Origin of the sequence: Streptomyces viridifaciens, assembly GCF_001888885.2 — a bacterium.
GTDB lineage: Bacteria > Actinomycetota > Actinomycetes > Streptomycetales > Streptomycetaceae > Kitasatospora > Kitasatospora aureofaciens.
This window is the reverse complement of record NZ_CP090841.1, coordinates 4,092,424-4,113,438: the sequence shown is the minus strand read 5'-3', so window position 1 is coordinate 4,113,438 and position 21,015 is coordinate 4,092,424. Positions and strand designations below refer to the sequence as shown.

General features: G+C 72.9%; 21 protein-coding genes and 1 tRNA gene. 8 read left to right on the top strand and 14 right to left on the bottom strand.

Going from position 1 to position 21,015, the window contains the following annotated elements:
- Window positions 1-41 precede the first annotated feature (41 nt).
- Window positions 42-797 carry a hypothetical protein gene (locus tag BOQ63_RS25435; RefSeq protein WP_072655022.1) on the top strand — a complete coding sequence of 252 codons (756 nt, stop codon included), beginning with the start codon at window positions 42-44 and terminating at the stop codon, window positions 795-797.
- 139 nt (window positions 798-936) lie between these two features.
- Here BOQ63_RS25435 and BOQ63_RS25430 read toward each other — a convergent pair.
- Window positions 937-1,010: transfer RNA gene (locus tag BOQ63_RS25430), tRNA-Thr, on the bottom strand.
- Window positions 1,011-1,324: 314 nt separating this feature from the next.
- Between BOQ63_RS25430 and BOQ63_RS25425 the strand changes: the two genes are divergently transcribed.
- From BOQ63_RS25425 to BOQ63_RS25415, 3 genes are all read left to right on the top strand, one after another.
- Entirely contained in the window at window positions 1,325-2,422 is a 1,098-nt protein-coding gene (locus BOQ63_RS25425; RefSeq protein WP_030288546.1) for an ABC transporter ATP-binding protein, read from the top strand.
- A 161-nt stretch (window positions 2,423-2,583) separates the two neighbouring features.
- Window positions 2,584-3,027 carry a hypothetical protein gene (locus BOQ63_RS25420; protein ID WP_030288545.1) on the top strand — a complete coding sequence of 148 codons (444 nt, stop codon included), beginning with the start codon at window positions 2,584-2,586 and terminating at the stop codon, window positions 3,025-3,027.
- Window positions 3,028-3,111: 84 nt separating this feature from the next.
- Window positions 3,112-3,909 (top strand): nucleotidyltransferase family protein, encoded by a 798-nt coding sequence (locus BOQ63_RS25415; RefSeq protein ID WP_078867559.1) that lies wholly within the window; start codon window positions 3,112-3,114, stop codon window positions 3,907-3,909.
- A 76-nt stretch (window positions 3,910-3,985) separates the two neighbouring features.
- On the opposite strand, the gene BOQ63_RS25410 is transcribed toward BOQ63_RS25415, so the two are convergent.
- From BOQ63_RS25410 to BOQ63_RS25380, 7 genes are all read right to left on the bottom strand, one after another.
- Window positions 3,986-5,671, bottom strand: a complete 1,686-nt coding sequence (locus BOQ63_RS25410; protein ID WP_150476114.1) for a DoxX family membrane protein — start codon at window positions 5,669-5,671, stop codon at window positions 3,986-3,988.
- Window positions 5,672-5,899: 228 nt separating this feature from the next.
- Window positions 5,900-6,892 carry a 23S rRNA (guanosine(2251)-2'-O)-methyltransferase RlmB gene (rlmB, locus tag BOQ63_RS25405; protein WP_030288542.1) on the bottom strand — a complete coding sequence of 331 codons (993 nt, stop codon included), beginning with the start codon at window positions 6,890-6,892 and terminating at the stop codon, window positions 5,900-5,902.
- 136 nt (window positions 6,893-7,028) lie between these two features.
- Window positions 7,029-8,423 (bottom strand): cysteine--tRNA ligase, encoded by a 1,395-nt coding sequence (gene cysS / locus BOQ63_RS25400; RefSeq protein WP_030288540.1) that lies wholly within the window; start codon window positions 8,421-8,423, stop codon window positions 7,029-7,031.
- 115 nt (window positions 8,424-8,538) lie between these two features.
- Window positions 8,539-8,934 carry a PPOX class F420-dependent oxidoreductase gene (locus tag BOQ63_RS25395; protein WP_030288538.1) on the bottom strand — a complete coding sequence of 132 codons (396 nt, stop codon included), beginning with the start codon at window positions 8,932-8,934 and terminating at the stop codon, window positions 8,539-8,541.
- Between the two features lie 151 nt (window positions 8,935-9,085).
- Entirely contained in the window at window positions 9,086-9,577 is a 492-nt protein-coding gene (gene ispF / locus BOQ63_RS25390; RefSeq protein WP_072655019.1) for a 2-C-methyl-D-erythritol 2,4-cyclodiphosphate synthase, read from the bottom strand.
- Window positions 9,567-10,322 (bottom strand): 2-C-methyl-D-erythritol 4-phosphate cytidylyltransferase, encoded by a 756-nt coding sequence (ispD, locus tag BOQ63_RS25385; protein ID WP_030288536.1) that lies wholly within the window; start codon window positions 10,320-10,322, stop codon window positions 9,567-9,569. The genes ispF and ispD overlap by 11 nt, the downstream gene beginning before the upstream one ends.
- Before the next feature lie 259 nt (window positions 10,323-10,581).
- Complete coding sequence (locus BOQ63_RS25380; protein WP_030244332.1) at window positions 10,582-11,064, bottom strand: CarD family transcriptional regulator; 483 nt, start codon at window positions 11,062-11,064, stop codon at window positions 10,582-10,584.
- Between the two features lie 427 nt (window positions 11,065-11,491).
- Between BOQ63_RS25380 and BOQ63_RS25375 the strand changes: the two genes are divergently transcribed.
- Window positions 11,492-12,190 carry a hypothetical protein gene (locus BOQ63_RS25375; RefSeq protein WP_051747162.1) on the top strand — a complete coding sequence of 233 codons (699 nt, stop codon included), beginning with the start codon at window positions 11,492-11,494 and terminating at the stop codon, window positions 12,188-12,190.
- A gap of 76 nt (window positions 12,191-12,266) precedes the next feature.
- Here BOQ63_RS25375 and phoP read toward each other — a convergent pair whose 3' ends face one another.
- On the bottom strand, window positions 12,267-12,962 hold the full coding sequence (phoP, locus tag BOQ63_RS25370; protein ID WP_030061050.1) for a two-component system response regulator PhoP: 696 nt from the start codon (window positions 12,960-12,962) through the stop codon (window positions 12,267-12,269).
- A 2-nt stretch (window positions 12,963-12,964) separates the two neighbouring features.
- Window positions 12,965-14,443: a sensor histidine kinase gene (locus BOQ63_RS25365; RefSeq protein WP_079183748.1), complete on the bottom strand. Its 1,479-nt coding sequence runs from the start codon at window positions 14,441-14,443 to the stop codon at window positions 12,965-12,967.
- Window positions 14,444-14,749: 306 nt separating this feature from the next.
- On the opposite strand from BOQ63_RS25365, the gene phoU reads away from it, so the two are divergent.
- Window positions 14,750-15,439, top strand: coding sequence for a phosphate signaling complex protein PhoU (gene phoU / locus BOQ63_RS25360; RefSeq protein ID WP_030288528.1), 690 nt, complete (start codon window positions 14,750-14,752; stop codon window positions 15,437-15,439).
- 233 nt (window positions 15,440-15,672) lie between these two features.
- Window positions 15,673-15,852, top strand: a complete 180-nt coding sequence (locus BOQ63_RS25355) for a hypothetical protein (protein WP_030288526.1) — start codon at window positions 15,673-15,675, stop codon at window positions 15,850-15,852.
- Between the two features lie 80 nt (window positions 15,853-15,932).
- Here BOQ63_RS25355 and BOQ63_RS25350 read toward each other — a convergent pair whose 3' ends face one another.
- Together BOQ63_RS25350 and BOQ63_RS25345 are read right to left on the bottom strand one after the other, a co-directional pair.
- Window positions 15,933-16,529, bottom strand: a complete 597-nt coding sequence (locus tag BOQ63_RS25350; RefSeq protein WP_030555052.1) for a lytic polysaccharide monooxygenase — start codon at window positions 16,527-16,529, stop codon at window positions 15,933-15,935.
- A gap of 283 nt (window positions 16,530-16,812) precedes the next feature.
- Window positions 16,813-17,571, bottom strand: a complete 759-nt coding sequence (locus tag BOQ63_RS25345) for a phosphoglyceromutase (protein ID WP_030288521.1) — start codon at window positions 17,569-17,571, stop codon at window positions 16,813-16,815.
- Between the two features lie 151 nt (window positions 17,572-17,722).
- On the opposite strand from BOQ63_RS25345, the gene BOQ63_RS25340 reads away from it, so the two are divergent.
- Window positions 17,723-19,021 (top strand): MDR family MFS transporter, encoded by a 1,299-nt coding sequence (locus BOQ63_RS25340; protein ID WP_030288518.1) that lies wholly within the window; start codon window positions 17,723-17,725, stop codon window positions 19,019-19,021.
- Between the two features lie 13 nt (window positions 19,022-19,034).
- Here the strand turns inward: BOQ63_RS25340 and BOQ63_RS25335 are convergent, their stop codons facing one another.
- The gene (locus BOQ63_RS25335; RefSeq protein WP_072655017.1) at window positions 19,035-19,571 is read right to left on the bottom strand and encodes a type III secretion system chaperone family protein; all 537 of its coding nucleotides are present in this window, start codon (window positions 19,569-19,571) and stop codon (window positions 19,035-19,037) included.
- 57 nt (window positions 19,572-19,628) lie between these two features.
- Window positions 19,629-20,996 (bottom strand): D-inositol-3-phosphate glycosyltransferase, encoded by a 1,368-nt coding sequence (gene mshA, locus BOQ63_RS25330; RefSeq protein ID WP_046387125.1) that lies wholly within the window; start codon window positions 20,994-20,996, stop codon window positions 19,629-19,631.
- Between the last annotated feature and the right edge of the window lie 19 nt (window positions 20,997-21,015).

Below are 21,015 nucleotides of genomic sequence, written 5' to 3'. Positions count from 1 at the left end.
CGCCGCTCACACAGCTCCCCGCCCGAAAGGTGCACGCCCCGATGTCTCAGCAACTCCGCCGGGCCACCCTGATCGCCTGCAGCGCCACCGCGGTCCTCGGCCTCGCCGCCTGCGGCCCGGACAACGCGAACCCCTCGGCCACCGCGGCGGCCCCCGCCGCGTCCGCCCGCGCCGCATCGTCCACCGCGCCGGCCCCCGGGCCCGCCGCGAGCACCGCCGGCCTCCCCGACGGGAACAAGCTGAACGCCCTGCTCCTGCCGGCCACCGCGATGCCGCCGAAGTTCAAGCTCGACCCCAGCGGCTCCCAGAGCACCGGCGACGGCGCCATCCCGCCGGCCTCGCCTTCCGCGGTGCCCGCCGACAAGGCGTGCGACATGCTCAACGGGACGGGATGGGTCAACTCGGCGGGGATCATCGCCGCGTCCTTCGCCAAGAACAACTACGCGGACGAAGCCCAGAACATGTTCGCCCAGGAGCTGGACGCCTACCGCGGCAACGACGCTCAGACGGTCATGGCCAACCTGAAGAAGACCCTCACCGCCTGCCACACCTTCACCGTCACCCAGGACGGCCAGAACTACTCCGCGACCGTCACCCTGCAGAGCCTGCCCGGCGTCGGGGACGAAGCACTCCAGGCGGTCATCACCTCTCCGGAATGGACCGGCGGAAGCACGCTGGTCGCCGCCCGCGTCGGCAAGGTCGTGGTGGCGACCTATGACAACGAGCAGAGCAAGGCCGGAACCGCCGGCGTGGCCCTGACCAAGACCCTGGTCAAGAACGCGGCTTCCGCGCACTGAACTCGGGGCCCGAGCGAGCAACCCATGCCCGGCCGTCCACGACGGCGGCGGCGCGGCGGCAGGCCCGGCGCGGCGAGGGGAGCGCCGGGCCTGACAACGACGAAGGGCCGGCTCGATCGAGCCGGCCCTTCCACCACTGAGCCCCCTGTCGGGTTCGAACCGACGACCCCCGCTTTACAAGAGCGGTGCTCTGGCCAGCTGAGCTAAGGAGGCACGGTGGCCGTCCGCGACGGATCACGGCGGCACCGGGGGCAGTCTACCGGGCCGGGGTGGCGGGGTGGGGGGATATCCGGGGGTTGGCGGGGTGGGTGGTGGGTGGGCGGGAGGCGGGTGGGCGCGGGGTGAGCGTGATGGAACCGATGCCGAAATCGGGGCGGAGGGGGCTGACAAGCGTCGGTGGCGCAGGTAGCGTCGCCGGGAGTCGGCTCCGGTAGTGGTTCAGACCACTGATGGACCGACGGAGACGAACCACCCCCCCTTTACTCGGATCGTCCGGCACGTTCCTGCCGGTGAAGGAGAGAACGACCATGGCTTCTGTCACGTACGACCAGGCGACCCGCATCTACCCCGGGGCGACCAAGCCCTCGGTGGACGCGCTGGACCTGGAGATCGCGGACGGCGAGTTCCTCGTGCTGGTCGGCCCGTCGGGCTGCGGCAAGTCGACCAGCCTGCGCATGCTGGCCGGCCTGGAGGACGTCAACAGCGGCGCGATCCGGATCGGCGACCGGGACGTCACCCACCTGCCGCCGAAGGACCGGGACATCGCCATGGTGTTCCAGAACTACGCGCTCTACCCGCACATGACCGTCGCCGAGAACATGGGCTTCGCGCTCAAGATCGCCGGCGTGAACAAGGCGGACATCCGCACCAAGGTCGAGGAGGCGGCGAAGATCCTCGACCTCACCGACTACCTGGACCGCAAGCCGAAGGCGCTCTCCGGTGGTCAGCGCCAGCGCGTCGCGATGGGCCGCGCGATCGTCCGCCAGCCGCAGGTCTTCCTGATGGACGAGCCGCTGTCGAACCTGGACGCCAAGCTCCGCGTCTCGACGCGCACCCAGATCGCCGGCCTGCAGCGCCGCCTGGGCATCACCACCGTGTACGTCACCCACGACCAGACCGAGGCGCTCACCATGGGCGACCGGGTCGCGGTCCTCAAGGACGGTCTGCTGCAGCAGGTCGACACCCCGCGCAACATGTACGACAAGCCCGCCAACCTGTTCGTGGCCGGCTTCATCGGCTCGCCGGCCATGAACCTGGTCGAGGTGCCGCTGGTGGACGGCGGGGTGAAGTTCGGCGGCTCCGTCGTCAACATCTCGCGCGAGAACCTGGCCGGCGCCGGCACCGACAAGACGGTGATCGTCGGCATCCGCCCCGAGCACTTCCAGATCGTCGACGCCGGCGGCATCGAAGGCGTCGCCGTGACGGTGAACGTGGTCGAGGAGCTCGGCTCGGACGGCTTCGTCTACGGCACCACCCAGATCGGCGGCGTGGACAAGGACTTGGTCGTCCGGGTGCCCGGCCGCCAGATCCCGACCCGTGGCGAGACCATCCACGTGGTGCCGATCGCCCAGGAGACCCACGTCTTCGCCGCCAGCAGCGGCGTGCGCCTGAGCGTCTGCGACTGAGGAAGCCGCACCTGGCGGAGCCCGTCGGACCCCTTCCGGTCCGACGGGCTCCGTCCGTACACCCCCGCGTCAACACGGTGCAGGGACGAACCCGGACACCCTGTCACTCGATGGTGTAACGGAGGGCGATCCGCCCCGTACCCACCGCTACTCTCCTGAGGGTGAAGCAGCTTGTGCGCCGTATCGGCCAGACCTTCGCCCTGACCCTGCCGGTCGTCCTGGTGACCACCGGCACCCTCGCCGTGACCCGCGTCCCGTGGGCTCCACCGACCGGGCTCGACCAGCAGGTCGTGGCGGCGGCCAGCGGCGACGGCGCCGGGATCGGGCGCTCCGCCACCGCCACCACCAAGACGGACGGGCTCGCCCCGCAGGACTCGCTGCGGGTGGCGCTGCTGGACGAGCTGCGCGCCAAGAATCCGTCGGCCGCCCTGGACCTGCTGGAGCGCTCGATGCGCGAGCAGCCCTCGCTGACGCCGTACTGCACCTCGCTGGCCACCGAGTTGGGCAAGGCCGCGGTGCGCAAGTACCAGGGTGACGTGCAGCGGGCCCGGTCCTTCGCCCGCCCGGTCTGCGACGGCTCCTTCGCGGCCGGCGTCACCGGCTGACAGGCCCGTCCCACCTGACAGGCCCGTCCCGCCTGACAGTTGAAGCAGGCCGCCCCCGACCGGACGGCGTCCTATTGTTCAGGCATGACCGCTGACTCCGGCCCCACCGCCGACCTCGCGTCCTCGCAGACCCACCAGCCCCACCAGCCCCGGCCGACCACGACGCCCGTCACCCAGGCCGTGATCCTGGCCGGCGGCCAGGGCTCCCGGCTGCGCCCCTACACGGACGACCGCCCCAAGCCGCTGGTCGAGATTCCGGGGACGGGCATCCCGATCCTCGGCCACCAGCTGGCCTGGCTGGCCGCCGAGGGCGTCACCGACGTCGTGGTGTCCTGCGGCCACCTCGCCGACGTGCTGGAGGAGTGGCTCGACCGGGCGGACCTGCCGCTGCGGGTCAGCACGGTGGTCGAGGCCGAGCCGCTGGGGCGCGGCGGCGGCCTGAAGCTCGCGGCGAAGGCGCTGCCGCGCCCGGACGAGCCCTGGTACGCCAGCAACGGTGACATCTGGACCCGCTTCAGCCTGCGCGACATGGCCGCCTTCCACCACGAGCGGGACGCCGTCGCGACGCTCGCGCTGGCCCGGCCGCGCATCCCGTGGGGCGCCGTGGAGACCGACCAGTTCGGCAACGTGCTGGACTTCATCGAGGCCCCGCCCTCGCCCTTCCTGATCAACGCCGGCCTGTACGTGTTCAGCCCGGAGTTCGCCGAGCTGCTGCCGGACGTGGGCGACCACGAGCGGACCACCTTCCCCCAGCTCGCCCGCGGCAAGCGGCTCGCCGGCTACCAGCTGGCGCTGGGCGTGTACTGGCGCGCCATCGACACGGCGAAGGACCTCACCGAGGCGGCCAAGGAGCTCGCCGCCTACCGCGACAGCGCCCAGTGACCCAGGACGCGGCCGCGGCAGCGCTACGGCCGGGTGCTCCCCCACGGAGCACCCGGCCGTAGCGCGTCCGGCGGCCTCAGGTGGCGGTCGGCGTCCCCGGACGGGAGGACTGCCCACCGGGCAGGTCGGACAGCGGACCGCTGCCCAGCACCGGCCCGCTGCCCAGCACCCCGCCGAGCAGTCCGGAGCCATTGCTCGGGCTGGGCTTGGGCGCCGTGCCCGAGCCGCCGGGGGCCGGGGTCCGCTGGGTCGACGCGGAGCCGGACCCGGCGGATCCGGCGGACGGGGCGGAGGTGGCCGACGAGGAGCCGCCGGTCTCGGCCTTGCCGGAGTGCTTGCCGCTCGGCGAGGCACCGGCCGGCTTGGCCGGGGCGCTGGAGGGCGCGGTGGCGCTCGGCGTCGGGGTGGCCGGGCGCGGGGCGGCGGGCGGGGGCGAGGTGGACGTGCCCTGTCCGCCCGGGGCCCCGGACGGGCTGCCCGACGGCCAGACCGGCGTGCCGTAGTCGGTGGCCGGACGGCCCGGTGTCTGGTGGGGCCGGGCGCCGGTGCGGACGGCCGCGCCCAGCATCGAGCCGAGCAGCAGGGTCAGGCCGACCACGACGGTGGTGACCACCGCGCCGCGGCGCAGCACCCGGCGGCGCAGGGCGCCCGGCGCGCCGGAGCCGATCCGCCGCCAGGCCTCCAGGTTGAGCCGCCCGTCGAGCGAGGCGAAGGGCGCCCCGGCGATCAGCAGCGGGCTCCAGGCCGCGAGGAAGATCAGGTCGGGGGTGTCGTAGACCGGTACGGCCCGCCAGCTGACGGTGAACAGCAGCGCGGCGGAGAGCAGCATCGCCGCTCCGGCCGCGAGCCGCTGCCAGAGGCCGAGGACGGTGAGCACGCCGACCACGATCTCGGTGAACGACACCACCAGGCCGGAGCCGACGGGGTGCGCCATCGCGAAGGCGAGCAGCGGCTCGGCGACCTTCCACGGGTGCAGCGAGGAGAGCCAGCGCATCATCGAGCCGCGCTCGCCGCCGTCGAAGTACACCGGGTCGCAGAGCTTGCTGAACCCGGCGTAGAGGGAGAGCGAGCCCAGCACGGCGCGCAGCGGCAGCAGCACCAGGCCGAGGTCGACCCGTCGGCCGGGGTACCAGGGCTGCCTGCCCTCGGCGTCGGTGGCGGAGACCTCGGGCAGTTCGCCGCTGGGGGTCCAGCCGTGCGGCTCTCCGACCGGGCCGATGCCCGCGTCGGTGGCGGTGCCGGTGCCCTCGCGCGGCTGGCGGGGGACGGTCCGGGCACCGGGGTAGGCCGGGAGCACCTGGGTGTCGGCCTCGTCCGGGCCGGTGCCCGCCGGGGAGCGGTTGGTCCGCACCGCCTCCAGCAGCCGGGTGGCCGCGAGGTCCCCGGGGGCCGTCTGGCCGGTCCAGGTGACGGGGGTGACCCGGCCCTTGCGGCGCGGTGCGCCGCCGGCGGCCCCGGCGGCCGCCCCGGCCAGCGCCGGGACGGCGGAGGCGGGTACGACGACCTGTGGGGTGACCAGCGGACGGCGGATCAGGCCCTGGTCGGCGTAGGGGTCGCCGAAGGCGGCGCCGGTGGACAGGAGTCCGACCGGGGTCTCGATCAGCGGCGCCACCGGGGCGCCGAGCTGGAGCCGGAAGCTCGCCTGGGTGTTGCTGAGGCGCGCGGGGTCCGACGGCACCTTGACGGTGTCGAGCGCTGGGCTCGCGTCTATCCCGGTGCTGCCGCCGCCGAACAGGGGGCGCCGAGGTGTTCTGGTGTCCACGTCCACGCCCGACTAACCGGGTGACGGCCGCTTAGGACACTCTCGCGGGTGGATGTCCGGCGCATACTTGAAGTGATCATGAAAAAAGCGATCGGACCCGGTCGGGCCCGATCGCTTTCCACTCGGATCACGGGGAATTCAGAAGATCCCCTGCGGGCGGCACACCCGCCGTGCTCGGCGCTGCGGACGGAACGCCGCCCGCCGCGCTCAGCGCTCAGCGCTCCGCGTTCAGCGCTTGGCGCGCAGCCGCGCGGCCTCGTACAGCACGATGCCGGCCGCGACACCGGCGTTCAGCGACTCGGTCAGGCCGCTCATCGGGATCCGCACCCGCATGTCGCAGGTCTCCGAGACCAGCCGGGACAGGCCCTTGCCCTCGCTGCCCGCGACGATCACCACGGGGCCGGTCAGCAGCTCCAGGTCGCCCAGCTCGGCCTCGCCGTCGGCCGCCAGGCCCACCACCATCAGGCCGGCCTTCTGGTAGGCCTCCAGGGTGCGGGTCATGTTGGTGGCACGGGCGACGGGCAGCCGGGCCGCGGCACCGGAGGAGGTCTTCCAGGCACCGGCGGTCATGCCGGCCGCGCGGCGCTCGGGGATGACCACGCCGTGCGCGCCGAAGGCGGCGGCGGAGCGGACCACGGCGCCCAGGTTGCGCGAGTCGGTGACCCCGTCCAGCGCGATGATCAGCGCGTCCTGGCCGGCGTCGGCGGCGTCGGCCAGCAGGTCCTCGGGGTGGGCGTACTCGTACGGCGGGACCTGCAGCACCAGGCCCTGGTGGTTCATCCCGCCGGTCATCTGGTCCAGCTGGGGCCGCGGGGCCTCCATCAGCGGGATGCCGCGGTCATTGGCGGCCTGGAAGGCGTCGCGGACGCGGTCGTCGGTGTCGATGAACTGCTGGACGTACAGCGCGTTGGCCGGGACGTCGCCCTGCAGCGCCTCGACGACCGAGTTGCGGCCGAAGACCAGCTCGGCGCTGCCCGCGCCGCCGCGACCGCCGCGACCGCCGGCACCGGCCCGGCGCATGCCGGCCCGGGCCTTGGCGTCCCGCTCGCGCTTGAGCGCGGCGTTGGCGGCCCGCTGCTTGGGGTGGCCCTTGCGCGCCTCACCGGGCGGGGTCGGGCCCTTGCCCTCCAGCGCCCTCCGGCTGTGCCCGCCGGTACCGACAGACGCGCCCTTCTTCGATCCGGGGTTGCGGCGGTTCCTGCGCTGGCTGTTGCCGGCCATGGCTGTACTTCCTGTCTGTCCGGCATGCCCGGCCGCCCCGCTCGGTGCGGCGGCGGCCGACGGCATGCGCTACGTCATGCGGGAGGGCCGCACCGGTCCGGTACGGCCCACCCATCACCCCGATCATCAGATGGGGTTACTGGCTGTTGATCGTCCAGCGCGGGCCGGACGGGGTGTCCTCGATCACCAGCCCGGCCAGGCCGAGCTGGTCGCGGATGGCGTCCGCGGTGGCGAAGTCCTTGCGCTGACGCGCCGCCTGCCGCTGGTCCAGGACCAGGCGGACCAGCGAGTCGACCACGCCGTGGAGGTCCTCACCGCGCTCCGTCCCGGCCCACTGCGGGTCGAGCGGGTCGAGGCCCAGTACACCGAGCATCGCACGGACCTCGGCCAGACGCGCCACCACGCTCTCCTTGTCGTCCGCGTTCAGGGCACTGTTGCCCTGGCGGACGGCGGTGTGCACGACGGCCAGCGCCTGCGGGACGCCGAGGTCGTCGTCCATCGCCTCGGCGAAGGCCGGGGGCACCTCGGGCGCCGCGTCGACCGTGCCGCAGCGCTCGACGGCCCGCTGGACGAAGCCCTCGATCCGGCCGAACCCGGCCTCGGCCTCGCGCAGCGCGTCCTCGCTGTACTCGATCATCGAGCGGTAGTGCGCGGCGCCCAGGTAGTAGCGGAGCACGATCGGCCGCCAGCGCTGGACCATCTCGGAGACCAGCACCGAGTTGCCGAGCGACTTGCTCATCTTCTCACCGGCCATGGTGACCCAGGCGTTGTGCACCCAGAAGGCGGCGAAGTCGTCGCCGTAGGCCTTGGACTGGGCGATCTCGTTCTCGTGGTGCGGGAAGATCAGGTCCAGCCCGCCACCGTGGATGTCGAAGGCCGTGCCCAGGTACTTGTGGGCCATCGCCGAGCACTCCAGGTGCCAGCCCGGGCGGCCGCGGCCCCACGGGGTGTCCCAGCTCGGCTCGCCCGGCTTGGCGGACTTCCACATCGCGAAGTCACGCTGGTCGCGCTTGCCGGTCTCGCCCTCGCCCTCGGGCTGGCGCAGGTCGTCCAGCTTCTGGTTGGAGAGCGCGAGGTAGTCGGGGTACGACTTCACGTCGAAGTAGACGTTGCCGTCGGCCGCGTAGGCGTGGCCCTTGGCGATCAGCCCCTGCATCATCTCGATCATCTCGGGGATGTGCCCGGTGGCCCGCGGCTCGACGGTCGGCGGCAGGCAGCCGAGCGCGCTGTAACCGTCGTTGAAGGCGCGCTCGTTCTCGTAGGCGATCTGCCACCACGGCGTGCCGAGCTCGCGCTCCTTGGCGATCACCTTGTCGTCGATGTCGGTGACGTTCCGGGCGAAGGTCACCTGGTAGCCGCGGTAAGCGAACCACCGCTGCATGATGTCGAAGTTGAGGCCGGACCGGATGTGCCCGATGTGTGGCGCCGACTGGACGGTAGCGCCGCACAGGTAGATCGAGACACAACCCGGTACAAGCGGGACGAAGTCGCGTACCTGGCGGGTGCTGGTGTCGTACAGACGAATGCTCACAGCGTCAAGCGTAGTGGGCGGCGGGGGGTGCCCCGCGACATTACCGGGGAACGGCAGGGCGTTCCCCGGGATCCGGCGGGTGCGGTCCCGGGGAAGCGCAGGTCGCGCGTGCGGCTCAGATGCTGCCGACCACCTTGCTCGGCGAGAGCCGGACGACCACCCGGACGTCCTCCGGACCGTCCCAGGTGTACTCGTCCTCGCCGCGGTACTTGGCGGCCAGCTCGTTGATCAGCTCCCGGCCGCCCTCGGTGGTCATCGTCACCGAACCGCGGGCCTCCAGGTACTCGTACGGGCTCTCCGCCGGGTTGATCAGGATCGAGACGCGCGGGTCCTTCACCAGGTTGAGGTGCTTGCGGCGGCCCTGGACGGTGGAGAACAGGATGTCGTCGCCGTCTCGCTTGACCCAGACCACCGAGGACTGGGGGCTGCCGTCGGGCTGGATCGTGGAGACCACGGCGAAGCTCTTGCCGTCGATCAACGCCTTCGCACGGTCGGAGAGTTGGGCACTCATCGGATTCTTCCTCTTCTGGTCGGCGACGATACGGACCCGAGGGCGAGCTCCGCACGGGCCCGGATCGAACCCTACCGATCCGGGCCCCCGCGACATCCGGTGAACACCCGTCAACAACGGTGTATTTCCGGCCGACCGACCGGCGGGCGGCTCAACGCCGCTCGTACACCAGCGCGGTGGCGATCGCGGCCAGCCCCTCGGCCCGGCCGGTCAGTCCCAGGCCGTCGGTGGTGGTGCCGGAGACCGAGACCGGCGCGCCGATCGCCTCGGACAGCGCGGCCTGCGCCTCGGCCCGCCGCTTGCCGATCTTCGGGCGGACACCGATCACCTGGACCGCGACGTTGCCGATCTCGAAGCCGGCCGCGCGCACCAGCCGGGCCGCCTCGCCGAGCAGCTTCACCCCGGAGGCACCGGCCCACTCCGGGCGGTCGGTGCCGAAGTGGGCGCCCAGGTCGCCGATCCCGGCGGCCGAGAACAGGGCGTCGCAGGAGGCGTGGGCGGCGACGTCGGCGTCCGAGTGCCCGGCGAGCCCGAACTCGGCGTCCGGCCACTCCAGTCCGGCCACCCACAGCGGGCGGCCGGCCTCGAAGGCGTGCACATCGGTGCCGATCCCCACCCGGGGGATCAGGGGCTCAGTAGGCATCGGCGGCCCTCCGGCGGGCGAGTACGGCCTCGGCGAGCACGAGGTCCAGCGGACGGGTGACCTTGAACGCCTCCTCGTGGCCGGGCACCACGACGACGGTGCCGCCGTAGCGCTCCACGAGTCCGGCGTCGTCGGTGACGGGCGGGGCGGCGACGCCGCCCGCGGTTTCCTCGGCCAGCGCCTTGGCGTGCACCTCGACCAGGGTGGCCCGGTCGAATCCCTGCGGGGTCTGCACCGCGCGCAGGGTGGCCCGCTCGGGCGTGTCGACGACCGGCTCGGGGCCGCCCGGGTTGGGCTCGACCCGCTTCACGGTGTCGGCCAGCGGCACCGCGGGGACCACCGCCCCGCACCCGGCCCGGACGGCGGCCGCGACGGCGTCCACCACCTCGACCGGGACGAGCGGGCGGGCCGCGTCGTGCACCAGGACGATCCCGACCTCCTCGGGGATCGCGGCCAGGCCCAGCCGGACCGACTCCTGGCGGGTCGCGCCGCCGGCCACCACCCGGATGTCCTTGTCGTCCAGTCCGTGGCTGTCCAGCAGGGCGACCACCTCGGCCACCCCGTCGGCGGGCGCGGCGACCACGACCAGGCCGACCGCCCGGCTGCGGGCGAGGGCCCGTACGGCGTGCACCAGGAGCGGCACGCCACCCAGTTCCCGCAGGGCCTTCGGGGCGCCGGGCCCCAGCCGCTCACCGCGTCCGGCGGCGGGCACCACTGCTGCTGCGACTGCTCCTGAGGCGTTCAGGTTTCACTCCTTCGGCGAAGTGGGTATGGCCTTGGCGTGCCCGGCGGGCGCGGGGGCCCCTTCCGAAGAACCACTGGTCCACTGCCCGCCGTACACCTGCGCGGAAACGGTCTTGCAGGCCTGGACCGGCTCGGGCGGGGGGCGTCGTCCGGACACGCCTCAGCGCCCGGAGTGCCACTGCACCACTCCCAGACGGTTCGTCCTGGGAACGGCACGCCGGCACCGGGCGCTGTGGGCAATGGGCGGCAGCCCGACCGCACTACGAGGCGAGGACCTCGTCGAGCAGCGTCTCCGCCTTGTCCTCGTTGGTGTTCTCCGCCAGCGCGAGCTCGCTGACGAGGATCTGACGAGCCTTCGCGAGCATCCGCTTCTCGCCGGCTGAGAGGCCGCGCTCGCGCTCACGACGCCAGAGGTCGCGCACGACCTCGGCGACCTTGATGACGTCGCCCGAGGCGAGCTTCTCCAGGTTCGCCTTGTAACGACGGGACCAGTTGGTCGGCTCTTCGGTGTACGGTGCGCGGAGCACCTCGAAGACCCGGTCCAGACCCTCCTGGCCGACCACATCGCGCACGCCGACGAACTCCGCGTTCTCGGCGGGCACGCGGAGCGTCAGGTCTCCCTGCTGCACCTTGAGCACCAGGTAGGTCTTGTCCACACCTTTGATCTGGCGAATTTCGATGGCCTCGATCAGCGCAGCCCCGTGATGGGGGTAGACCACCGTGTCGCCAACCTTGAACGTCATGTGACAGGACCCCTTCCGTGGCTTTCCAGAATAACACGCCTTGCGGCTCACCCGAAGGGCGTTTTCGCAGGTCAGGGCCGGTCTCGGGGCTTGACAACCACCCCCATGACGTGCTGCGACCGATGTTCGAGACGGGCTTCCCGCAGGTCGGAGGCGGTTCCGACGTCTGCCGAAACCCTTGCGCAACACCCCGGCAGCCATGATTGGATCTTGAGCTTTCACCCCTTTTCCGGCCGTGACCCGATCGTTATTCGATCTTGGTCGAAGCTTGTCCTGAAGCTGACTCGTCCATGCCATAGGGGTGGCCGGACGGCCCCCGCGGAGCCCCGGGAGCGCGACACGGGGACCACCCCGTGAGGAGCGCATAAGTGAGGTCGATAATCTGAGGCCTGACCTGTCGACACGTGACCTAGGAGTAGCCGCCGCCGTGAGCCGCAGCCTTCGACGCGGCAGCATCGCCGCCATCGCCGCCATCGCCATCGCCTCGCTGTCCTCCTGCGCGGCCAGCACCACGCCGGACACCCTGCAGATCAAGCCGGACAACGCCGCGGCGACCCTGGGGACGAACCTTCGACTGAACAACATCGTGCTCGTCACCGGGGTCGGCACCTCGGGTGACTACACGGGCCCCGCCAATGTGGTCGTGAACATCTCCAACACGGCCGGCACCCCGGCGGAGCTGCAGTCGATCACCGTCGGCAGTGCCACCGCCACCTTCGCGGACGCCGCGGGCGCCCCGCAGTCCAGCATCGTCGTGCCGCCCGGCGGCTCCGTGGTGCTCGGCGGCCAGGGCAACCCCTCCGCCTCGTTCAGCTCGGCCTCCGTCCACATCGGCGGCTTCGCCACCGCCACCTTCGCCTTCAAGGACGGCCAGAAGGTCGACGCCCAGGCCGGCGTGAGCCCGGACTCCGGCGAGAACGGCCGCGGCCTGTACAAGGGCTTCGGCCCGACCCCGACCCCGACCCCGACCCCGGCCGCCGCGCCCACCAAGGCCGCCACGCCGTCCGCCGGCGCCACCGCCACGGGCACCCCGACGGCCCCGGCCACCCCGTCGGCCGGCGCCACCACCGCGGGTGCCCCGGTCGCCGGTGCCACCGCGACGGCGACCGCCCCGGCCGCCCACTGACGCAGTCAGGGCAACGCGGGAGGCCCCCGCCGGCAGTCGCCGGCGGGGGCCTCCCGCGTCCGCTCGGGCCCGCGGTCTACGGCTCGAACTTGTAGCCCAGGCCGCGGACGGTCACCAGGTAGCGCGGCGCGCCCGGGTCGGGCTCGATCTTCGCCCGCAGGCGCTTCACATGGACGTCCAGGGTCTTGGTGTCGCCGACGTAGTCCGCGCCCCAGACCCGATCGATCAGCTGCATGCGGGTAAGCACCCGGCCCGCGTTGCGCAGCAGCATCTCCAGCAGGTCGAACTCCTTGAGCGGCAGGTCGACCTTGGCGCCGTCCACCGTCACCACGTGCCGGTCCACGTCCATCCGCACCGGGCCCGCCTCCAGGGCGCCCGGGCCGCCGCCGTTCTCGCCCGCGCCGCCGTCCTCGCCGCGGCGGCGCAGCACCGCGCGGATCCGGGCGACCAGCTCGCGGGTGGAGTACGGCTTGGTGACGTAGTCGTCAGCGCCTATCTCCAGCCCGACGACCTTGTCGATCTCGCTGTCCTTGGCGGTCACCATGATCACCGGGACGTTGGAGCGCACCCGGAGCTGGCGGCAGACCTCGGTGCCCGGCAGTCCCGGCAGCATCAGGTCGAGCAGGACGAGGTCGGCACCGTTGCGTTCGAACTGCTCCAGGGCGTCGGGGCCGGTCGCGGCGACGGCCACCTCGAAGCCCTCCTTGCGGAGCATGTACGAGAGGGCGTCGCTGAACGACTCCTCGTCCTCGACCACCAGTACTCGGGTCACGATCAGGCCTCCGGGGCAAGCTGGGTTGTCTTTGTCAGGGGTACTTGCCGCTCCCCGGCGGGGAGCGAACGGGCCGTACGGTCGGTGCGGTCCGTGGTGAGGGTTCGGGGTGCCGCGGCGGGCCCGGCGGTCTCGGCGCCGGGCGCGTCGCGGGGTCCGCGGTCGTCGGCCAAGTGGTCGTCGGCCAAGTGGTCGTCGGACCCGTGGCCGTCGGACCCGTGGCCGTCGAGGGCGTCGCCGTCGGAGTCGTCGGCGAACCCGTCGTCGCCGGCGGGCGCCTGGCCGGCGGGCAGGCGCACGGTGAACGTCGAACCCTGCCCCTCGACGCTCCACACCGAGACGGTGCCGCCGTGCGAGGCGGCGACGTGCTTGACGATGGACAGGCCGAGGCCGGTGCCGCCGGTCTGCCGGGAGCGGGCCGGGTCGACGCGGTAGAAGCGCTCGAAGACCCGCTCGCGGTCCTTCTCGGAGATGCCGATGCCCTGGTCGGTGACCGAGATCTCGATCAGTTCGCCGTCCGCCTCGCCGAGCGCCGCGGCGCTGGAGATCCGGCGGGTGGCGATGGCCACCCGGGTGCGGGGCGGGCTGTAGTTGACAGCGTTCTCCACCAGGTTGCCGAGCGCGGCCGCGAGCTGGCCGCGGTTGCCGTGCAGGTAGAGCCCGGCGATGCCACCGGCCGCGATCAGGATCTGCTTGGCGGCGGCCTGCTGGCGGCAGCGGTCGATCGCCTCGGCGATCAGCTCGTCCACCGCGACCGGCTCCGGGTCGGCCATCAGCCGGTCGTCCTGGACCCGGGAGAGGTCGATGATCTCCTGCACCAGGCTGGCCAGGCGGGTCGCCTCAACCTGCATCCGGCCGGCGAAGCGCTGCACCGCCTCCGGGTCGTCGGCCGCGTCGGCGACCGCCTCGGAGAGCAGCGAAAGGGCGCCAACCGGGGTCTTGAGCTCGTGGCTGACGTTCGCCACGAAGTCCCGGCGGACGGCCTCCACCCGGCGGCGCTCGGTCTGGTCCTCGACCAGCACCAGCACCAGCCGGGAGCCCAGCGGGGCGACCCGGACGGAGACCGCGAGCGGCTCGGCCGCGCGGGCCGCGCCGGGGCGGGGCACTTCCAGCTCCACCTGCCGGATCTCGCCGTCCCGGCGGGTGGCACGGGCCAGTGCCAGCATCTGGTCCACGGCGACCGCACCACCGCGCACCAGGCCCATCGCGTACGCCGCCGAGCTGGCCTTGACCACCTCGTCGCCCTCGCCCAGCACGATCGCGCAGGAGCGGAGCACGGAGAGTACGGTGTCGACCCCCGGCGGCAGCGGGGGCTCCGGGGTGCCGGTGCCCAGTGCCTGGTGCCGGCCGTACTGCTTGCCGCTGGTGTACCTGCCCCTGGCCTGCTCGCGCTCGCTCCAGCGGAAGGCGATGGAGGCGGTGAGGCCGACGCCGAGCCCGGCTATGGCACAGGCAGCGGCAGCGGCCACGTTCACGTCCATGTGGCCAGCGTAAGCGCACGGCCACACCACTCCCCAAGGGCTGGATCAAGGCATCGACCGTGCGTTGCCGAGAATTCACCTCCACGTGGCTGCCGATTCACCGTAGCGGCCGTGCGCCGTCGCCCGAACGGCACAGAGTTGTCCATGCAGCCCGTGTGGGAGAGACCGGTGCGCCGAACGGCGGCCAAGGTCTCGGGTGTGCGCGTACCATTCGCGCCACCAGCAGCGGTCGCCCGAACGCCGGAACGGCGGTCGGACGGGCTGACCGGTCGGCACCGCCACCGACACAGCTACTGAGGAGAGAACATGCGCGACGCGTACCACGAGGAACTCGATGCGATCGGCGACAGCCTGGTCGAGATGGCCCGGCTGGTCGGCTCGGCCCTGGGCCGGGCCACCACCGCTCTCCTCGACGCGGACCTGGCGCTGGCGGAGGGCGTGATCGCCGCCGACGAGAAGATCAACGACCTCCACCACGAGCTGGAGAACCGGGCCATCGACCTGCTCGCCCGTCAGCAGCCCGTCGCCACTGACCTGCGGATCGTGGTCACCTCGCTGCGGATGAGCGCCGACCTGGAGCGCTGCGGCGACCTCGCCCGGCACGTCGCCAAGGTCGCGCGGATGCGCTACCCGGAGTCGGCGGTGCCCGCCGACCTGCAGTCCACCGTCCTGGAGATGGGCCAGCTCGCCCAGCGCCTGGTGGCCAAGGCGGGCCTGGTGATCGCCACCAAGGACGTCGACAAGGCCCTGGAGATGGAGCAGGACGACGACCGGATCGACGCCCTGCACCGGGAGCTGCTGTCGCACCTGATCGACGAGCGCTGGCACCACAGCATCGAGACCGCCGTCGACATCACCCTGGTCGGCCGCTACTACGAGCGCTTCGCGGACCACGCGGTGTCGGTCGCCAAGCGCGTGGTGTACCTGGTGACCGGCGAGCACGTGGCCGAGTTCGTGGCCGCCGCCGAGGCGGCGGAGGCCGCCGGGGTGGAGTGACGGCGCGGGGTTGAGTGACGCCCGGGTGGAGTGACGGCCCGGGTGGAGTGACGGCGCGGGTGGAGTGACCGTCGCTCACCCCGGGGGCCGAGTAAACCTGTGGCGAGGGGGGTGTGGACGCACGGTCCTCCGTACGTCCCACCACTGCGCGCCCGTTGACGCTCCCACCGAACGGCGGCTTCACTCGAGGGTGGGGCACCGCGGTGTGCCCGTCACTAGGAGGGAAGAGCTCGATGAAGGCCAACCCGACCCGACCGGCAACCGCCCACGACACCGTCGAGCCGCCCGCCCCGAAGCTGTTGCCCGTCCTCGCGGCCGGCTGCGGCTGCGGCCCGGGCTGCGGCTGCGGCTGCCAGTCCGGCGCGCCCTGCCAGTGCGGCGGCGCGGACGGCGGCTGCTGCGGCGGTCACTGAGGAAGTCCACCGTCACCGGACCGGGGGCGGCCCGGGATGCACCGTTCGTGCATCCCGGGCCGCCCGTCCTGCGGTTGCCGTCAGAACTGCACGTCGGTGCAGGAGTAGAAGGCGTTCCCGGTGTCGGCGATCGTCCACACCGCGACGACCACCTGGTGCCCGGTGCGGCCGGTCGGGACGGTCGCGGTGTGGCTGAGCGTGCTGGGCACCTGCGCACCGCCGTACGGGACGACCAGGAAGGGCGTCAGGTCGAGGTCGGCCCGGGTGACGGGCTGGGAGGCGTCGTAGCCCGGTTTGGTCAGGTAGTACCTGAAGTCGGTCGTCGCGTGCCTGGCCGTGAACCTCCAGGTGAAGGTGAGCCGCTGACCCGCCGTCACCGGCGTGGTGGGCCAGGCGCCGCCGTGCGGGTCGTCCAGTTCGGCGAAGCGGGCGTTGCCGCCGGCGCAGATGGTGCCGTCGGAGGGCCCGGAGGCCGGGAAGCCCTTCGGCCCCTCGACACTCTGCGGCTCCCACTGGATGTCGCCGCAGTCCCACGGGACGGCGCTCGCGTCCGCGTCGCAGAGCGCGGCCCGGCTGGGCGGCGTGGTGATGTACCCGTGGGACTGGGCCGGGACGGCCAGGGTGAGCGGGATCGCCAGCGCGGCGGCGACCGCCCCGACCAGATGACGTGTGCGCATGGTGCTCCTCCGTGGGGGTGGATGGAGAGTGCGCCGGGGCGCAGACGCGCGCGTGGGGGTGCGGCGGCCCGGGACAGGGGATCCCTTGGCATGCCCGCGCCAGCCCGGTGCCCTCACGGTAGGAGCCGGCGCCACCACCCGTCAATGGTCTGAACCATTTTGGACGAGACCACAGCTCGCCCACCAGACCCCAACTCGCATGAACCCCAGTCCCGTTGAACGCCGAAGGCCCCGCACCCGGCGAACCGGGTGCGGGGCCCTGGGACGACCTGAGACCTGCGGCTTACTTCTTGCCCTGGTTCTTGACCGCCTCGATGGCCGCGGCGGCGGCGTCCGCGTCGAGGTAGCGGCCACCCTTGGCGACCGGCTTGAAGTCGGCGTCGAGCTCGTAGACCAGCGGGATGCCGGTCGGGATGTTCAGGCCGGCGATGTCCGCGTCGGAGATGCCGTCGAGGTGCTTGACCAGCGCGCGCAGACTGTTGCCGTGGGCGGTGACCAGGACGGTCCGGCCGGCGGCCAGGTCCGGGACGATGGCGTCGTACCAGTACGGGAGCATCCGCTCGACGACGTCCTTCAGGCACTCGGTGCGCGGACGCAACTCGCTCGGGATCTCGGCGTAGCGGGCGTCACCGGCCTGCGAGTACTCGGCGTCGTCGGCCAGCACCGGCGGCGGGGTGTCGTAGGAGCGGCGCCACAGCTGGAACTGCTCCTCGCCGAACTCGGCCAGGGTCTGGGCCTTGTCCTTGCCCTGCAGCGCGCCGTAGTGCCGCTCGTTCAGGCGCCAGCTGCGGCTGACCGGGATCCAGTGGCGGTCGGCCTTGTCCAGCGCGATCTGCGAGGTGCGGATGGCACGGCGCAGCAGCGAGGTGTGCACCACGTCCGGGAACAGGCCCTCGGCGGCCAGGAGCTCGCCACCGCGGGCAGCCTCCTTCTCGCCCTTCTCGTTGAGGTCGACGTCGACCCAACCGGTGAACAGGTTCTTCTGGTTCCACTGGCTCTCGCCGTGGCGGAGCAGGATGAGTCGGTACGTCGTGTCAGCCATGGCCCCCAGCTTAGTGGAGGGCAGGAAAACCCCTGGTGGGGACCTCGGGCGGCTGTGTAACGTGTGCGGCGGTTACCTGCCACTTACCCACGTCGGCTGACCGGGCCTGCCCGCGCCGCTCAGCGGACGCCTGCCCCCGGGAGCCCCCCACATGCTCGTCGCCCTGGCCGCCAACCCCCGGATCCGAAGACTGGTGCGCGAGACGGTGGGCGGGCTGCCGCGGCAGTTCTGGTGGCTCTGGGTGAGCACCCTGGTGAACCGGCTCGGGTCCTTCGTCGTCACGTTCCTAGCGCTCTACCTGACCGCCGAGCGGGGGTACTCGGCGTCCTACGCCGGGCTGGTGGCCTCGCTGTTCGGTGCCGGCTCGGCGGTCGCCGCGGTCGGCGCCGGGGTGCTGACCGACCGGATCGGGCGCCGTCCGACGCTGGTCGCCGCCCAGCTCGGCACCGCGGCGTCCACCGCCGTACTCGGCTTCGTGGACGGCCAGGCGGCGATCGCCGCGGTGGCCTTCGTCGTCGGGCTGTGCAACAACGCCACCCGGCCGCCGACCTCGGCGATCATCGCCGACCTCGTCCCGGCCGAGGACCGGGTCCGGGCGTACTCGCTGAACTACTGGGCGATCAACATCGGCTTCGGCCTCTCCGCCGCCGTGGCCGGCCTGATCGCCACCCGCGGCTACCTCACGCTCTTCCTGCTGGACGCCCTCACCACCCTGGTCTGCGCGGTGGTGATCTTCATCCGGATCCCGGAGACCAGGCCGCAGGCCGCGCCCGGGAGGGACGCGGACGAGGCCGGGGCGAGCACCAGCCTGCTCACCGTGCTCCGGGACGCCCCCTTCATGGCGCTGGTCGGGCTGACCCTGCTGATCGCCCTGGTCTTCCAGCAGGGCAGCACCACCCTGGCCGTCGACATGGGCGCCTCCGGCATCACGTCCACCGAGTACGGGCTGGTCATCGGTCTGAACGGGCTGCTGATCGTGGTGCTGCAGATCCCGCTGACCCGCTGGCTGGAGGGCCGCTCGCGGACCGCGATGCTGATCACCAGCTGCCTGCTCACCGGCTGGGGCTTCGGGCTGGCCGCGCTGGCCGGATCCTCGGCCTGGCTGTTCGCGCTGTCGGTGGCCGTCTGGACCGTCGGCGAGATCCTCCACACCCCGGTGATGATGGGCCTGGTGAGCGAGCTGGCGCCGACCCACGGGCGCGGCCGCTACCAGGGCGTCTACTCGCTGTCCTGGTCGCTCGCCTCGCTGCTCGGCCCGGCCGGCGGCGGGCTGCTGCTGCAGTACGCCGGGCCGGCGGTGCTGTGGTCGGTCTGCGGGGCGATCGGGACGGCCGCCGCGCTCGGGTACGCGGTGCTGGCCCGTCGCACGGGTGCGACGGGGCGCCGTCCGGGTGCGGTGATCGAGGTGGCGCCGGCGGAGGAGACCGAGAAGGCCCCGGCGGGCGCCTGAGCGCCCGGGCGGGTCAGGCTCCCGGGCTCCCCTCGGCGGCCGGGGCGCCCGGGGCGGCCAGGTGGGCGAAGGCGGCCAGGTTGCGGGTGGACTCCCCGCGCTTGGTGCGCCACTCCCACTCGCGCCGGATCGCCGAGGCGAAGCCCAGCTCCAGCAGGGTGTTGAAGGGCTCGTCGGCGTTCTCCAGCACCGTGCCGAGCAGCCGGTCGACGGCCTGCGGGGTGAGCGCCTCCAGCGGCAGGCGCCCGGCCAGGTAGACGTCGCCGAGCGCGTCGACCGCGTACGCCACGCCGTAGAGGCGGGTGTTGCGCTCCAGCAGCCAGCGGTAGACGGCCTCGTGGTTCTCGTCCGGGCGGCGGATCACGAAGGCGTTCACCGACAGGGTGTGGTCGCCGACCCGCAGGGCGCAGGCGGTGTTCAGCTTGCGGGTGCCAGGGAGGGTCGCCACCAGGGTGTACGGGTCGGCGGCGGCCGGCTCCCAGGCCACCCCGGCCTCGTCCAGGGCGGTGCGCAGGAGGGTCAGGACCTCGTCCTTGGTGCGGATTGCCATGGGGGTGACGTTACTCGGCGGTACGGGGACGGCGCAGCCCGGTGCGGGCCGCAGGAGTCAGCGGCGCAGGGCCCCGGTCAGTCGGCCGGCCGGACGGGCCATGCTGCCGGCGTACACCTCGGCGGTGGTCGCCGCGGCGGTGTCCCAGCCGAAGGCCGCCGCGTGCCGGGCCGCCGCCGCACCGCGCCGGGCCACCAGCGCCCGGTCGGTGACGTACGGCTCCAGCGCGTGCGACCAGGCCAGCGGGTCGTGGCCGTGCACCAGGGTGCCGGACTCGCCGTCCCGCACCGCGACCGGCAGGCCGCCGACCGCGGCCGCCACCACCGGGGTGCCGCAGGCCTGGGCCTCCAGCGCCACCAGGCCGAAGGACTCGCTGTACGAGGGCATCACCAGGGCCGTCGCCGCGCGGTACCAGTCCGCCAGCCGGGTCTGGCCGACCGGCGGGTGGAAGCGCACCACGTCGCCGATGCCCAGCTGGGCGGCGAGCTTGTGCAGGCTCTCCGGCCGGGCCAGCCCGGTGCCGGACGGCCCGCCGACCACCGGCACCACCAGGCGCTCGCGCAGCTCCGGACGGCGATCCAGCAGCGCGGCCACCGCTCGCAGCAGCACGTCCGGCGCCTTCAGCGGCTGGATCCGCCCGGCGAACAGCAGCACCGCGGCGTCCTGCGGCAGGCCCAGCCGGTCCCGGGCGTCGGCCGCGGTCCGCGGGCCGCCGGGGCGGAAGACGTCCAGGTTGACCCCGGGGTGGACGACGGCCAGCTGGTCCGGCCGGGCCGCGTAGTGCAGCGCCAGCTCGGCGGCCTCCTCGGTGGTGTTGGCGATCAGCCGGTCGGCCGCCTCGACCACCTGGGTCTCGCCGATCACCCGGGCCGCGGGCTCGGGCGTGTCGCCCTCGGCCAGTGCGGCGTTCTTGACCTTCGCCATGGTGTGCATGGTGTGCACCAGCGGCACCCCCCAGCGCTGGGCGGCCAGCCAGCCGACCTGCCCGGAGAGCCAGTAGTGCGAGTGCACCAGGTCGTAGTGGCCGGGGCGGTGGCCGGCCTCGGTGCGCAGCACCCCGTGGGTGAAGGCGCACAGCTGGGCCGGCAGGTCCTCCTTGACCAGGCCCTCGTACGGCCCGGCGGTGACGTGCCGGACCAGCACGCCCGGCGCCAGCTCGACCGTCGGCGCGTCGTCCGAGCAGATCGCCCGGGTGAACACCTCGACCTCGATGTTGAGCTCGGCCAGGCGCTTGGCCAGCTCGACGATGTACACGTTCATCCCGCCCGCGTCCCCGGTGCCGGGCTGGTGCAGCGGCGAGGTGTGCACGCTGAGCATGGCTATCCGGCGCGGGCGCCGGCGGCCCGGGACGAGCGACTGGAGCCGGCCGCGCGCGGGCGCGGCCGACTGGGCACGGCGTACCGAACGGACGGGGTGCTGGATCACCTGGCTGAAGCCTCCTCGT